Consider the following 14,709-nt stretch of genomic DNA (forward strand, 5'->3'; position numbering starts at 1 on the left):
TTGCCGCCGTTGATTTGACCGCATCCCGTGACATGATCCAGACCAATTCCACCCCGAACACGCGCGCCGTTGCGCTGCCGAGCGAGGAGGCGACCGCCGCGCTGGCCCGCCGCTTGGCCGCGGCGCTGGCGCCCGGCGACCTCGTGGCCCTGCGCGGCGACCTGGGCGCCGGCAAGTCCGCCCTGTGCCGCGCCCTGATCCGCGCCGTGACGGAGGAGGACGCCGAGGTGCCGTCCCCCACCTTCACGCTGGTCCAGACCTACGACACCGACATCGGTCCGGTCTGGCATTTCGACCTCTACCGCCTGTCCGGCCCCGACGAGGTGACCGAACTGGGCTGGGACGAGGCCCGCGCCGAGGCCGTCCTGCTGGTGGAATGGCCGGACCGGCTGGGGCCGCTGCTGCCCGCCGACCGCCTCGACGTCGCGATGAGCTTCGCCGGGCCGACCGAGCGCCGCGCCACCCTGACCGGCCACGGCGCCTGGGAATCGCGCTTGCACACCCTTGACCTCACCGGAATGGAGCGGCCGTGACCGACCGCGCGTCGCAGATCGCCGCCTTCCTCGCCCGCCACGGGCTGGAGGGCGCCAAACGCGAGCCGCTGGCCGGCGACGCCTCGGCACGCCGCTACGAGCGGCTGACGACTCCGGACGGCGGGACGCTGATCCTGGTCGACACCCCCGTCCCGGCGGAGGATCTGGTGCCCTTCATCGCCATCGGCGCCACCCTGGACCGGCTGGGCTTCTCCGTTCCCGCCATCCTGGCGGCGGAGGTCGAGGCGGGGCTGGCCATCCAGGAGGATTTCGGCGACGGCACCCTGACCCGCCTGCTGAACGCCGGGAAGGAGCCGCGCCCGCTCTACGAACTGGCGACCGACGTTCTGATCGAGCTGCACCGCCGCCTCCCGGTGGAGGAGGCGGCCCGCCTGAATCTGCCGCTCTACGACGCGGCCCTGTTCACGCAGCAGGTGGCGCTGTTCGCCGACGTCTACATGCCTGCGGCGACCGGAAAACCGCTGTCCGACAAGGCGCGGTCCGACTTCGACGCGGCGTGGAACGCGGTGGTGCCGGGAGCCTGCGCCGGGCCGCAGTCGCTGCTGCTGCGCGATTACCATGTGGACAACGTGATGCGGCTGCCCCGGCCCGGTCTGCGGGCGGCCGGGCTGATCGATTACCAGAGCGCCGGGCTCGGCCCCGTCGCCTACGATCTGGTGTCGCTGCTGGAGGACGCCCGCCGCGACCTGCCCGCCGGGCTGGAGGGCGTGCTGCTCGACCGCTACCGGGCGGCCTTCCCGGATCGGGACTGGGACGCCTTCCGCCGCTCCTACGCGGTGCTGGGCGCGATCCGGCACACCCGCATCGTCGCCATCTTCGTGCGTCTGGCGTTGCAGCGCCGACGCGGCTATCTCCTTCACCTGCCGCGCGTCTGGCGGCTTCTGGAAGGCCAGCTCGCCAAGCCCGAACTGGCCCCGGTCGCCGACTGGTTTGCCCGTCATCTGCCGCCGGGTACCCGCGCGGAGCTTGTCGTTCCGGAGCCGGATTGATTATGTCGCCTGTCTCGAAGAAGACCCGTACCAAGACGTCGCCTGTGACCACCGTTCCCGCCAAGGCCATGGTGATGGCCGCCGGGCTGGGCCTGCGGATGCGCCCGCTGACCCTGGAGCGCCCGAAGCCCCTGATTCCGGTGATGGGCAAGCCGATGCTCGACCACGCGCTCGACCGGCTGGAAGAGGCCGGCGTGACCGCCGCCGTGGTGAACAGCCATTACAAGGGCGAAATGATCGCCGCCCATCTGGCGGGACGGACCAGCCCGGCCATCACCCTGTCGCCGGAGGACACGCTGCTGGAAACCGGCGGCGGCGTGAAGAAGGCGCTGCCGCTGCTCGGTACCGACCCGGTCTATGTGGTCAACGCCGACATCCTGTGGCTCGACGGCCCCTCCCCCACGCTGGCGCGGCTGGCCCGCCACTGGAACCCGGACGAGATGGACGCGCTCCTCCTGCTGATGGCGACCACCAAGGCGGTGGGCTACGAGGGGCGCGGCGATTACCACATGGACCCGCTGGGCCGGCTGACCCGGCGCGGCGAGATGGAGATCGCCCCCTTCGTCTACGCCGGCGTCCAGATCGTGAAGCCGGAGCTGTTCGGGCAGGACACCCCCGACGGCGCCTTCTCCACCAACCGCGTCTGGGACCGCGCGCAGGAGGCCGGGCGCCTCTTCGGCCTCGCCCATGACGGGCTGTGGTTCCACATCGGCACCCCCGACGCTCTGGCCGAGACGGAGGAGATGCTGTCGATGAGCGACGTGTCGGTGGTCACCACCTGACCGGCCACCCGGCCGGCCCTTTGTGAGAATTTTTGTATTCCTTGACGCTTTGTGGTCTCATTGCCCCACATCTAGTATCCTCGAGCGTCTGACGATACAGCTTCCGGGGCAGGCATGAGCGGCAGGGCTGAGCCCAAGGTCTATTCGATTCCCACCGGCGTGTCCTTCGTGGACCAGCTCGCCGCGGGCATCCTGGACCGTGTGGGGAACGACCCGCTGGCGCTGGCCGGGGTGACCGTCCTGCTGCCGACGCGCCGCTCCTGCCGCTCGCTGCGCGAGGCCTTCCTGCGCCGCTCCGGCGGGCAGCCGATGCTGCTGCCGCGGATGAGCCCGCTGGGCGAGCTGGACGCCGCCTCCCTCAGCCTGACCTCGGCGGAGGAGCTGCCCGGCGTGCCGCTGGAGCTGCCGGACCCGATCAGCGGGCTGAAGCGCCAGATGATGCTGGCCCGGCTGATCTTCCAGGCGACCGGCGTGTCGGCCACCACCGCGCAGGCGGTGCGGCTGGGCGCCGACCTGGGGCGGCTGATCGACGCGGTGTGGACGGAAAACGTCGCCTTCGACCGGCTGGCCTCGCTGGTGCCGGAGGATTACGCCCAGCACTGGCAGGTGACGCTGGAGTTCCTGAAGATCGTCACGGAGCACTGGCCGGCCATCCTCGGCGCCAGCGCCCTGACCGATCCCGCGCAGCGCCGCAACCTCGTGCTTCAGACCCAGGCCGCGCTCTGGCGGGCGGAGCCGCCGCAGGGGCTGGTCATCGCCGCCGGTTCCACCGGCTCCATCCCGGCCTCCGCCGACCTGCTGGCGGTGGTCGCCGCCCTGCCGCAGGGCGCCGTCGTTCTGCCCGGCCTGGACCTGGAGGCCGACGAGGCGAGCTGGGACGCCATCCGCGCCGACGAGGCGCACCCGCAACACGGCCTCGCCCATCTGCTCGACCGGCTGTCGGTTGGCCGCGCCGCCGTCCGCCGCTGGAACGACGCGGAGGAGCCGCGGGCCGCCCGCGCCCGCCTGCTCGCCGAGGCCATGCGCCCCGCCGCCACCACGGAAAGCTGGCGGGAGCTGGACGGGCTGGACGCCGCGGCCCTGGACGGGCTGACCCGCATCGACGCGCCGACCGCGGAGGAGGAGGCGTCGGTCATCGCCCTTCTGCTGCGCCACGCGCTGGAGACGCCGGGCAAGACGGCGGCGCTGGTCTCGCCCGACCGCAACCTCGCGCGCCGGGTCGCCATGGCGCTGACCCGCTGGGGCATCGCGGTCAACGACTCGGCGGGCCAGCCACTGGTCCACACCGCGGTCGGCACCTATCTGCGGCTGACCGCCGAACTGGCCGCCAGCCGCGCCCACCCGCTGGCCCTGCTGGCGCTCGCCAAGCACCCGCTGGCCGCTGGCGGGCACGATCCGGCGGAGTTCCGCCGCTCCGCCCGCGCGCTGGAGCGCACCGTGCTGCGCGGCCCCCGCCCGGCGGAGGGCTTCGCCGGGCTGATCGCCGCGCTGAAGGCCGCCGACCGCTTCGACCACCCGGACCAGCAGGCTGCCCTGCTCGGCTGGCTGGAGAACCTGGAAACGCTCGCCGCCCCCTTCATGGAAGCGCTGTTCAGCGAGGCCCCGCTCAGCGACCTCGTCCGCGCGCACGTCGCCTTCGCGGAGGCGCTGGCCTCGCGCACCGACGCGCCGGGGTCGGAATTCCTCTGGCGGCAGGACGACGGCGAGGAGGCGGCGACCTTCGTCCATGAGCTGCTGGAGGCGGCGGACGGTTTCCCCGCCGTTCCCGGCAAGGACTATCCGGCGCTGCTCGACGCGCTGATGGCGATGCGTCCGGTGCGCCCGCGCTTCGGCCTGCACCCGCGCCTCTACATCCTCGGCCCCATGGAGGCGCGCCTCCAGCATTTCGATCTGCTGATCCTCGGCGGGCTGAACGAGGGGACCTGGCCGCCCGACCCCGACGCCGATCCCTGGATGTCGCGCCCGATGCGCCGCGACTTCGGCCTGCCCAGCCCGGAACGCATGGTCGGCCTGTCCGCCCACGACTTCACCCACGCCTGCGGCGCCGAGGAGGTCGTGCTGACCCGCGCGGAGCGGGTGGACGGCACGCCCACCGTCCCGTCGCGCTGGCTGCTGCGGCTGGAGACGGTGCTGCGCGCGCTGGGTCTGGACGGGCGGATCGAGCTGGCCGGCGAGCCCTGGCTGGCCTGGGCGCGCGGTCTGGACGAGCCGGACGCCGTGCGCCCCGTCGCCCCGCCGGAGCCGCGCCCGCCCGTGTCCGCCCGCCCGCGCAAGCTGTCGGTCACCAAGATCGAGAAGTGGATGCGCGACCCCTACGCCATCTACGCCGAGCATGTGCTGCGCCTGCGCAAGCTCGACCCCATCGCCGCCGACCCCGGCGCCGCCGACCGCGGCCAGTTCATCCACGCGGCCCTGGACGCCTTCGTGAAGGCCTATCCGGGCCAACTGCCCGACGACGCGCTGCACCGGCTGCTGGCGATGGGCCGCGAGTCCTTCGGCCCGCTGCTGCACAGCCACCCCGATGTCTGGGCCTTCTGGTGGCCGCGCTTCGAGCGCATCGCCGAGTGGTTCATCGGGCTGGAGCGCGACCGCCGCCGCAACCTGAAGCCGCTCGCCACCGAGGTGTCGGGCGAGTTGGCGCTGAGCGGCCCCGCCGGCCCCTTCCTGCTGACCGCCAAGGCCGACCGCATCGATTCGGGCGGCGAGGGGCTGGTCCTGATCGACTACAAGACCGGCACCCCGCCCTCGACCCGCGAGATCGAGCTGGGCTTCGCCCCGCAGCTCCCGCTGGAGGCCGCCATGGCCGAGGCCGGCGGCTTCGCCGGGGTTGCGAAGAACCGGGTGGCCGAGCTGGCCTTCTGGCGCCTGTCCGGCGGCGACCCGCCGGGCGAGGAGAAGGCGGTGAAGGGCGACCCGGCGACTCTGGCCGCCGAGGCCCGCGCCGGTCTGGAGGAGCTGATCCGCCATTTCGACGACCCCGCCACCCCCTACCGATCCTGCCCCCGCCCGGCCATGGCGCCGCGCTACACCGACTACGCCCACCTCGCGCGGGTGCAGGAATGGTCGGCGGGTGGCGATGGGGGTGAGGGGTGATGAGTACACGTCATAACCCCCACCCTAACCCTCCCCCGCTTTCGCAGGGGAGGGAATCAAGGCCCTCCCCTGCCCAGCGGGGGAGGGAGGGGACCCATGCGCAGCATGGGGAGGGTGGGGGCAACGCCTCACACATGACGACCCGCCCATGACCGTCCTCGACTTCCCCGTCCGCGAGCTTCCGCTGGACCCCAACGTCGCGCAGCGGCTTGCCTCCGACCCGCTGTCGTCGGTGTGGGTGGGCGCCTCCGCCGGGTCCGGCAAGACGAAGGTGCTGACCGACCGCGTGCTGCGGCTGATGCTGTCCGGCACCGCGCCGGCGCGCATCCTCTGCCTGACCTTCACCAAGGCGGCGGCGGCGGAGATGTCCATCCGCATCAACCGCACGCTGGGCATCTGGGCGACCCTGCCCGACGAGGGGCTGGAGGACCGGCTCGCCGACCTCTGCGGCGAGCGGCCGAGCGCGGAGACGCGCACCATCGCCCGCCGGCTGTTCGCCCAGGTGGTGGATTGCCCGGGCGGCATGAAGATTCAGACGATCCACGCCTTCTGCCAGTCGCTGCTGCGCCGCTTCCCGCTGGAGGCCGGACTCGCCCCGCATTTCGAGGTGATGGACGAGCGCACCGCCGCCGGCCTGCTGACCGAGGCGCGGGACGAGGTGCTGCACGCCGGGCGCGCCGCCCCCGACAGCCCGCTCGGCAAGGCGATGGCCCGTCTGACCGCCGAGCTAAACGCCGAGGAGTTCGCCGACATCCTGGCCGAGCTGGCCAGCGAGCGCGGGCGCATCCAGCGCCTGTTCGAGAGCTTCCACGGGCTGGACGGCGCGGTGGACGCGGTTCACGAGGCCCTGGGTGTGCCGCCCGGCATCACCGAGGCCGCCATCCTGCGCGAGGCCTGCGCCGACCACGCCTTCGACGTTCCGGGGCTGCGCGACGCCTGCCGGGCTCTGTCCACCGGCAGCAAGACCGACGAGGAGCGCGGAGTCGGCATCCAGAGCTGGCTCGACGCCGCGGAAAACCGCGTGCGCGCCTTCCAGATCTACGTCCGCCATTTCCTGACCGCGGAGGGCGGCGCGCGCAAGACGCTGATCACCAAGAAGCCGGCAACCTCCTTCCCCGCTGCCCTGACGGCTCTGGAGCGTGAGGCGGAGCGGCTCGTTTCGCTGATGAAACGGGTTCGCTCGGCCGGAGTCGCCGCCTCCACCACCGCCCTGCTGACCCTGGCCGAGTCGCTTCTGAGCGCCTATGAGGCGAAGAAGAAGGCCAAGGCGCTGCTCGACTATGACGACCTGATCCTGTCGGCCAACGCCCTGCTGCGCGGCAAGGACGGCGTCCCCGCCGTGCCCTGGGTGCTGTTCAAGCTGGACGGCGGGTTGGACCACATCCTGATCGACGAGGCCCAGGACACCAACCCGGAGCAGTGGCAGGTCGTCGGCTCCATCGCCGAGGAGTTCTTCGCCGGCCTCAGCGCCCGGGACGGGGGCGAGACGACGCGCACCGTCTTCGCCGTGGGCGACGAGAAGCAGTCGATCTTCAGCTTCCAGCGCGCCGATCCCGCCGAATTCGCCCGGATGCGCCGCCATTTCCAGACCCGCGCCAAGGCCGCCGAGCGCGACTGGCACGCGGTGGCGCTGGACATCTCTTTCCGCTCCACCGCCACCGTGCTGCAGACCGTGGACGCGGTGTTCGGGCTGGACGGCGCCAAGGATGGTGTCGCTTCCGAAACGAGCCCGGTGATCCGCCACCGCGCCTTCCGCCGCGGCCATGCCGGTCTGGTCGAGCTGTGGCCCCCGGTGAAGCCGGCGGAGGCCGCCGACCCGCCCGCCTGGGCGCCGCCGGTGGAGCGCGAGGCCGCCGATTCGCCGTCGGCCCGGCTGGCCGCGGTCATCGCCGACACCATCCGCGACTGGACCCAGCGCGGCGAGTCGCTCGAGTCGCGCGGCCGGCCGATCCAGCCCGGCGACGTGATGGTGCTGGTCCGCCGCCGCACCGCCTTCGTGACGGAGCTTGTGCGCGCCCTGAAGGACCGCGCCGTTCCGGTGGCCGGTGTCGACCGCATGGTGCTGACCGAGCAGCTGGCGGTCATGGACCTGATGGCGCTGTGCGAGTTCCTGCTGCTGCCGGAGGACGACCTGACGCTGGCCACCGTCCTCAAGGGGCCGCTGGTCGGGCTGACCGAGGACCAGCTGTTCGACCTCGCCCACGGGCGGCGCGGCACGCTGTGGCGGGCGCTGGTGGCGAAGGCGGAGGACGACCCGGCCTACCGCCCGGCCCGCCGCTATCTGGGCGCTCAGCTCGCCCGCACCGACTTCCTGGCGCCCTACGAGCTGTTCGCCGGGCTGCTGGCCGCCCCCTGCCCGGCCGATCCGGACGGGTCGGGCCGCCGCGCCATCCTGAAGCGGCTCGGCCCCGACGCCCAGGACCCGCTGGACGAGTTCCTGGCCGTATGCCTCGCCTTCGAGAAGACCGAGCCGCCGTCGCTGCAGAACTTCCTGGCCTGGCTGGCGGCCAGCGAGGCGGAGATCAAGCGCGAGCTGGAGCAGGGCGGCGGACGCGTACGCATCATGACGGTGCACGGCTCCAAGGGGCTCCAGGCGCCCATCGTCTTCCTGCCCGACACGCTGGGCACGCCGACCCAGAGCCCGCCGATCCTCTGGCCCGACGAGGGCTGCGCCGTGCCGCTCTTCGCCGCTCGCCGCTCGCAGGAGGACGCGCTGTGCGCCGAGGCGCGCGCCCGCGCCAACCGCCGCCGCGACCAGGAGTACAGGCGCCTGCTGTACGTCGCCCTGACCCGCGCGGAGGACAGGCTGTACGTCTGCGGCTACCAGGGCAAGAAGGAGCCGTCCGACACCTGCTGGTACAAGCTGGTCGAGGCCGCGATGGGCGAGATCGGCGTGCCGCACCCCTTCGACTTTTCCACCCTCTGCCCGGACGGCTGGAGCGGCGAGGGCTGGCGGCTGGCCGACCCGCAGACCGCCGTGCCCAAACCGGACGGCGCCGGGGCCGGCCGCGTGCTGGCGGTGCAGGAAGCGCCGCCCTGGCTGACCGCCGCCGCCCCGGAGGAACCGGAGCCGTCGCGCCCCCTCACCCCCTCCCGCCCGGACGGGGACGAGCCAGCGATGCGCTCCCCGCTGGGCGAGGACGACGGCGCGCGCTTCAAGCGCGGCCTGCTGATCCACCGGCTGATGCAGACCCTGCCCGACCTGCCGCCCGACGCGCGGGAGGCCGCCGCCCGCCGCTACCTCGCCCGTCCCGGCCACGAGCTGACGGCGGAGCGGCAGGATGAAATCGCATCCGAAACGATGCGCGTCCTGACCGACCCGCGCTTCGCCCGCCTGTTCGGCCCCAACTCCCGCGCCGAGGTGGAGGTGGTCGGTCTGGTGACCGGGCGCGCCCTGTCGGGCCGGGTCGACCGGCTGGTGATCGAGGACGACGCGGTGTGGATCGTCGACTACAAGACCAACCGCCCGCCGCCCGTCCGGGCGGAGGACGTGCCGCCCGTCTATGTCCGCCAGATGGAGGCCTACCGCGCGGCGCTCCGCGCCATCTACCCGGACAAGGCCGTGCGCTGCGTCCTGCTGTGGACCGACACCCCGGCTTTGATGGAGCTTCCGGAGTGAGGCGCGCGCGATAGTCCGCCTTTGGAACTTTTCACCCCCGGCCGCGTTGCACGGGGCGGCGGATTGGGTTGACGAGACCGCATTCGCGCCCCGGCTTGACCGGCGAGGGGGGTCGGTCATACATTTTGCCAAATTCCACCGATGAGGGATGGGTCCGCCGCCGGTGGAAAATCGGCGCGGCGGTGCCCCTGAACCCAGGCATAGAGGTCACATGAGCGATCCCATCAAGGTCACCGACGACAGCTTCGAGCAGGACGTGCTGAAGGCCGACGGTCCGGTCCTGGTCGATTTCTGGGCGGAGTGGTGCGGCCCCTGCAAGATGATTGCTCCCGCGCTCGACGACCTCGCCAAGGAGTATGGCGGCAAGGTCACCGTCGCCAAGCTGAACATCGACGACAACCCCGGCACCCCGACCAAGTACGGCGTGCGCGGCATCCCGACGCTGATGCTGTTCAAGAACGGCAACGTCGCCGCCACCAAGATCGGCGCCCTGCCGAAGACCGCCCTGTTCACGTGGGTCGACGAAGCTCTCTGAGCCCCGCCCCCCGGACGATCGAAAAGCCCCGCCCCTTCGGCGGGGCTTTTTGTTTGGGCACTGCAAGACCAATTTCCTCTCCCCTCCGGGGAGAGGGTCAGGGTGAGGGGGCAGCGTGGGCATCAAGCCCACGCCAGGGGATTGCCAAGGGGCAGCATGCCCCTTGGCGGTGCGCGGCAAGCGCACCGGCCCCCTCACCCTCCCCACGCCTACGGCGCGGGTCCCCTCCCTCTCCCCAGGGGGGCGAGGGCTCTTTGCTCCGGTGGTTGAGGACATTCCCTTGCAGCCAATACGCCAACACCGCAGACTGCGCGGGCCATGGCCTACCGTCTGCCGCCCCTCAACACCCTGCGCCTGTTCGAGGCCGCCGGCCGCCACCAGAGCTTCAAGGCGGCGGCGGAAGAATTGCACCTGACGCCCAGCGCGGTCAGCCACGGCATCCAGACGTTGGAGGACTGGCTGGGGGTGGAGCTGTTCCTGCGCGGCAACCGCAGCCTGTCGCTGACCCCCGCCGGCCACGCCTACCTGCCCCGCGTGCGCGACGCGCTGCAGTCGTTGGCGCTGGCGACGGAAAGCGTGCCCGGCCGCGCGCCCAGCGGGCGGCTCTCGGTCAGCGCCGCCCCGACCTTCGCCCTGCGCTGGCTGATCCCCCGCCTGCCCGCCTTCCAGGAGCGTCACCCGGCGATCACGGTGGCGCTGGACACCGCCCATCGGGTGGTCGAGTTCCCCCGCGACGGCATCGACGTCGGCATCCGGCTGGGCCGCGGCGACTGGCCCGGTCTGGCCGCGCTGAAGCTGATGGAGGAGGACCTCGTCCCGGTGGCCGCCCCCGCCCTGGCGGCGCGCATCGCCGGCCCCGCCGACTTCGCCACCATTCCGCTGCTCCACGTCGCCGACGTGTCGGAGGACTGGACCGCCTGGGCGGAAGCCGCGGGCCTGCCGCCGTCGGCGCTGGACGACGGGCTGAAGCGCGGGTTGCGGCTGGACGCGATCCACATGGCGGTGGACGCCGCGGTGCGCGGGCTGGGCGTCATCATCGGGCGGCGCCCGACCGTCGATCCGGAGCTGGAGTCCGGCCAGCTGGTCGAGGTGATGGGGCCGCGCCTGCGCGCGAAAAGCGCCTACTGGCTGGTCACCGCCCAAGACAGCCTGCGCCGCCCGGAGGTCGCCGCCTTCCGCGCCTGGATGCGCGCGGAGTTCGCCCAGGGGCGGTGAGCCGCCTCAGGTGAAATCCGCTCACCCGACGATGAAAAGGTCCCGTTTGCGGAGCGGTCGGGGCGGCCCGATGCTGGTGTTCATCGCACACGCCGGAGGCCACCATGACGCTGCACGTCCTCCCCCGCACCACCCATTTGCCTGTCCGCCGTTTCCGCGCGCTTCTGGCCTGGATCGCCCACCTCCGCGACCAGCGCCGCCAGCGCGAGGCCTTGCTCTCCCTGTCCGACCGGGAGTTGCGGGACATCGGCATCACCCGCTACGACGCCGTCACCGAGGCGCAGAAACCGCTCTGGCGCTGAGCCTCAACCGACCAGACGCCGCACCGTCCGCTCCACCGACCCGACGTAGGAGCCGCCGAACAGCCGGACATGCACCAGCAGCGGGTAGAGGTTGTAGAGATCCCGCCGCAGTTCGAAGAAGCCCGGACGGAGGGGACGGATCTCCCCATAGCGGCGGAAGAAGGCGTCCCCGAAGGTGCCGAACAGGGTGGTGAAGGCCAGCTCGATCTCCGCGTCGGCGTGGTGCAGCGCCGGGTCGATGAAGGCCGCCACCCGCCCGCCGCGGGCCAGCACATTTCCGCCCCACAGGTCGCCATGGATCAGCGAGGGCGGCCCCGGCTCGCCGATCAGCTCCGGCAGGCGGGCGGCCAGCCGCTCCAGCCCGGCCATCAGCCCGAAGTCGATCCGCCCCTCCTCCAGCGCCTTGCGGCCCATGTGCAGAAGGCGGCGGTCGCGGAAGAAGGCGATCCAGTCCGCCGTCTCCCCGTTCGGCTGGGGCAGCGGCCCGATCAGCGTGTCGCGCGGGAAGCCGTAGCGCTCCGCCGTGATGCCGTGCAGGGCGGCGACCAGCTCCGCCGCGTGCGCCTCCACCGCCGAGGTGATGCCGCCGCCGGTGTCGATGCGGTCCATCACCAGCAGCCGGTCGTCGGCGTGATGCACCGCCGGCACCGGCAGGGCGGAGCGTTCGGCCAGATGGCGCAGCATGAAGCCCTCCGGCTCCAGCCCCGTCCCGCTTCCGGAGGCGACCTTCGCCACCAGCCGCCGGCCGTCCGCCAGGGTCACGGCCCACAGCGCCGCGTTGTGCCCGTCGGCCAGCCGGTCGAGCGACCGGACCGGGCTGCCCAGAGCCCGTTCCAGTTCGGACGGCAGGTCGGGCAAGCCGGTCACAGCCGGTCCCGCCGGATCGCCTCCAGCAGCCCCGCGGCCCCGGCCTCGCAGAGGTCCAGCACCTCGGTGAAATGCAGCCCCTCGCCGTAATAGGGGTCGGGCACCTCGCGCTTCGGCGCGTCGGGGGCGTAGTCGAGGAACAGCGCGACCGTCGCCCGGCTGTCCGCCGGGGCCATGCGCCGCAACTGCGCCAGATGCCCGCCGTCCATCGCCAGGATGTAGTCGAAGTCGGCGAAGTCCGCCGCGGTCACCTTGCGGGCGCGCAGGTCCGACAGATCCACCCCGCGCACCTTGGCGGCGCGCTGGCTGCGCGGGTCGGGCGCCTCCCCCACATGATAGCTGTGGGTGCCCGCCGAATCGGTGCCGATGCGGTCCGCCAGACCGGCTTGCCGAACCCGGTCGCGGAACACACCTTCCGCGGTGGGCGACCGGCAGATGTTGCCCGTGCACACGAACAGGACCTTGACCATCCCGGTCTCCTCCTTTCTGTTTCCCGCATCCGAGATCTAGCAGCCGTTCCCCGAACCCGCCAGGGCGCCATGACCAACGCCATTATGAGCATCGCCAATCATCTGAAACCGACCGACTCCATCGTCATCCTGACCGGGGCCGGCATTTCCAAGGAATCCGGCCTGGACACCTTCCGTTGCGCCGACGGCATCTGGGCCAAGGTCGATCTGGAGGACGTCGCCACCCCGGAGGGCTTCGCCCGCGACCCGGTGCTGGTCCACCGCTTCTACAACGACCGGCGGCGCGGCCTGCGCGACCCCGCGGTGCAGCCGAACGCCGCCCATCTGGCGCTGGCCGAGCTGGAGCGGCGCTGGAAAGGCGACCTGCTGCTGGTCACCCAGAACATCGACGATTTGCACGAGCGCGGCGGGTCGCACAGGCTGATCCACATGCATGGGGAGCTGAACGCGGTCTTCTGCCGCCACTGCCAAAACAAGGTGGAACACTGGATCATTGACCTGTCGGTGGAGGACGTCTGCCCATCCTGCGCCCGCAAGGGCGGCATGCGCCCCGACGTGGTGTGGTTCGGCGAGATGCCCTACCAGATGGAGCGGATCTACCGCACGCTGGGCGCCTGCGACCTGTTCGTCTCCATCGGCACCTCCGGCAACGTCTACCCCGCCGCCGGCTTCGTGGCCGAGGCGCGCAACGCCGGCGCCCTGACCCTGGAACTGAACCTGGAGCCGTCGGCGGGCGCCAGCCTGTTCACGGACTCCGTCAACGGCCCGGCGACCGAGGTCGTCCCGGCCTTCGTGAACGCGCTGCTGAGCCTGTGACCGACACACTTGAGGAGCTGTTCGAACGGGCCCGCGCCTGCCGGCTGTGCGCGGGGGTGTTGCCGCACGGCTGCCGCCCGGTGCTGCGCGGCAGCCCGTCCGCCCGTCTGCTGATCGTCGGGCAGGCGCCGGGGGCGCGGGTGCATGCCAGCGGCATCCCCTGGAACGACCCGTCCGGCGACCGGCTGCGCCAGTGGCTGGCCATGGACCGTGACGCCTTCTACGACGAGAGCCGGATCGCCATCGTTCCCATGGGACTCTGCTACCCGGGCACGGCGCCGAAGGGCGGCGACTACCCGCCGCGCCCGGAATGCGCGCCGCTCTGGCACCCGCCGCTGCGCGCCGCCCTGACCGGGGTGCGGCTGACCCTGCTGGTCGGCAGCTACGCCCAGGCCCACTATCTGGGAAACCGCCGCCAACGGACGATGACCGACACGGTGGCGGCGTGGCGGGATTACCTGCCGGAATTCCTGCCCCTGCCCCACCCGAGCTGGCGCAACACCGCGTGGCTGAAGAAGAACCCCTGGTTCGACGCGGAGCTGGTGCCCACGCTGCGCCGCCGCGTGGCGGACACCCTGGGCGCCCTGGACGGGTGACTCACCCCTCCATGGCCTCGATGCGCTCCATGTCCTCGTCCGACAGGCCGAAATGGTGGCCGATCTCGTGGATCAGGACGTGGCGGACGATGGCGAACAGGTCCTCGCCGGTCTCGCACCAGTAGTCCAGGATCGGGCGGCGGTAGAGGAAGATCATGTCCGGCCCGCTGCGCAGGTCGGCGACGCTCTGCCGCGTCATATCGACGCCCCGGTAGAGGCCAAGCAGGTCGAAGGGGCTTTCCAGCTCCATCTCGCGCTCGGTCTCCTCGTCGGGGAAATCCTCGACATGGATCGACAGATTGGCGATCGGGGCCAGGAGTTCCCGCGGAATCGTCTCCAGCGCGTCCTCGGCCATCCGCTCGAGGTCGGGGGTGGAGGGGGGAACGGTGTGGGTGTGTGCCGGTTTGCGCATCATACCGGTGAAGGTAGCGTTGCTTGCCGCCCAGGCCAAGCGGCGCTAAACCGGAAGGCGGACCGGAACACCGATTTGATCCACAATCGATCCGTGTCCGTTACGCCTTGCACAGACCAACCAAACAGGCCAACCAACAACGGGGGAAGGAATGTCGGACAAGCTGGTGGGCGCCAAGCGGCAGACCGCGCTGAAGGAACTGCACGGCTGGGCGGAGGTTCTGGAGCGCGACGCGATCCGCAAGACCTACCATTTCCCCGACTTCCCCGCCGCCTGGGGCTTCATGAGCCAAGTCGCCCTGCTGGCGGAGCGGGTGAACCACCATCCGGAATGGTTCAACGACATGGGCCGGGTGGAGATCATCCTGTGCACCCGCAGCGCCGACGGTCTGACCCAGGCCGACGTCGATTTCGCCCACCGCGTGGACCAGATCGCTCCGAACCGCGACCGCTGAAGACT

14 protein-coding genes are annotated in these 14,709 nt (G+C 71.7%); 11 read left to right on the plus strand and 3 right to left on the minus strand.

From position 1 onward, the window contains the following. Nucleotides 1-32 precede the first annotated feature (32 nt). From tsaE to D3869_RS06845, 8 genes are all read left to right on the plus strand, one after another. A complete protein-coding gene (tsaE, locus tag D3869_RS06810) occupies nt 33-533 on the plus strand; it encodes a tRNA (adenosine(37)-N6)-threonylcarbamoyltransferase complex ATPase subunit type 1 TsaE (protein ID WP_137139439.1) in 501 nt (166 codons plus the stop codon). After that, nucleotides 530-1,543 (plus strand): aminoglycoside phosphotransferase family protein, encoded by a 1,014-nt coding sequence (locus D3869_RS06815; protein ID WP_137139440.1) that lies wholly within the window; start codon nt 530-532, stop codon nt 1,541-1,543. The genes tsaE and D3869_RS06815 overlap by 4 nt, the downstream gene beginning before the upstream one ends. Before the next feature lie 2 nt (nt 1,544-1,545). After that, nucleotides 1,546-2,325 (plus strand): nucleotidyltransferase family protein, encoded by a 780-nt coding sequence (locus D3869_RS06820; RefSeq protein WP_137139441.1) that lies wholly within the window; start codon nt 1,546-1,548, stop codon nt 2,323-2,325. 114 nt (nt 2,326-2,439) lie between these two features. Continuing rightward, the gene (addB, locus tag D3869_RS06825) at nt 2,440-5,418 is read left to right on the plus strand and encodes a double-strand break repair protein AddB (RefSeq protein ID WP_137139442.1); all 2,979 of its coding nucleotides are present in this window, start codon (nt 2,440-2,442) and stop codon (nt 5,416-5,418) included. A gap of 148 nt (nt 5,419-5,566) precedes the next feature. Then, entirely contained in the window at nt 5,567-9,037 is a 3,471-nt protein-coding gene (gene addA / locus D3869_RS06830; protein WP_137139443.1) for a double-strand break repair helicase AddA, read from the plus strand. Nucleotides 9,038-9,248: 211 nt separating this feature from the next. Then, entirely contained in the window at nt 9,249-9,572 is a 324-nt protein-coding gene (trxA, locus tag D3869_RS06835) for a thioredoxin TrxA (protein WP_014238663.1), read from the plus strand. A 318-nt stretch (nt 9,573-9,890) separates the two neighbouring features. Further along, nucleotides 9,891-10,787, plus strand: coding sequence for a transcriptional regulator GcvA (gcvA, locus tag D3869_RS06840; RefSeq protein WP_137139444.1), 897 nt, complete (start codon nt 9,891-9,893; stop codon nt 10,785-10,787). Nucleotides 10,788-10,891: 104 nt separating this feature from the next. Further along, nucleotides 10,892-11,089 carry a DUF1127 domain-containing protein gene (locus tag D3869_RS06845; RefSeq protein ID WP_137139445.1) on the plus strand — a complete coding sequence of 66 codons (198 nt, stop codon included), beginning with the start codon at nt 10,892-10,894 and terminating at the stop codon, nt 11,087-11,089. Between the two features lie 3 nt (nt 11,090-11,092). Here the strand turns inward: D3869_RS06845 and D3869_RS06850 are convergent, their stop codons facing one another. Both D3869_RS06850 and D3869_RS06855 read right to left on the minus strand, forming a co-directional pair. Continuing rightward, nucleotides 11,093-11,956: a fructosamine kinase family protein gene (locus D3869_RS06850; RefSeq protein ID WP_137139446.1), complete on the minus strand. Its 864-nt coding sequence runs from the start codon at nt 11,954-11,956 to the stop codon at nt 11,093-11,095. Next, on the minus strand, nt 11,953-12,426 hold the full coding sequence (locus D3869_RS06855) for a low molecular weight protein-tyrosine-phosphatase (protein WP_137139447.1): 474 nt from the start codon (nt 12,424-12,426) through the stop codon (nt 11,953-11,955). Before D3869_RS06855 ends, D3869_RS06850 begins: the two co-directional genes overlap by 4 nt. A gap of 69 nt (nt 12,427-12,495) precedes the next feature. On the opposite strand from D3869_RS06855, the gene D3869_RS06860 reads away from it, so the two are divergent. Together D3869_RS06860 and D3869_RS06865 are read left to right on the plus strand one after the other, a co-directional pair. Then, nucleotides 12,496-13,242 (plus strand): NAD-dependent deacylase, encoded by a 747-nt coding sequence (locus tag D3869_RS06860; protein ID WP_137139448.1) that lies wholly within the window; start codon nt 12,496-12,498, stop codon nt 13,240-13,242. Continuing rightward, nucleotides 13,239-13,838, plus strand: a complete 600-nt coding sequence (locus tag D3869_RS06865) for a uracil-DNA glycosylase family protein (protein ID WP_137139449.1) — start codon at nt 13,239-13,241, stop codon at nt 13,836-13,838. Before D3869_RS06860 ends, D3869_RS06865 begins: the two co-directional genes overlap by 4 nt. Before the next feature lies 1 nt (nt 13,839). Here the strand turns inward: D3869_RS06865 and D3869_RS06870 are convergent, their stop codons facing one another. Then, nucleotides 13,840-14,253 carry a metallopeptidase family protein gene (locus D3869_RS06870; RefSeq protein ID WP_035669725.1) on the minus strand — a complete coding sequence of 138 codons (414 nt, stop codon included), beginning with the start codon at nt 14,251-14,253 and terminating at the stop codon, nt 13,840-13,842. A gap of 148 nt (nt 14,254-14,401) precedes the next feature. Here D3869_RS06870 and D3869_RS06875 point away from each other — a divergent pair, with 148 nt between their 5' ends. Next, a complete protein-coding gene (locus D3869_RS06875) occupies nt 14,402-14,704 on the plus strand; it encodes a 4a-hydroxytetrahydrobiopterin dehydratase (RefSeq protein WP_137139450.1) in 303 nt (100 codons plus the stop codon). Nucleotides 14,705-14,709: the final 5 nt, after the last annotated feature.

It is taken from the genome of Azospirillum brasilense (assembly GCF_005222205.1).
Taxonomy (GTDB): domain Bacteria; phylum Pseudomonadota; class Alphaproteobacteria; order Azospirillales; family Azospirillaceae; genus Azospirillum; species Azospirillum brasilense_G.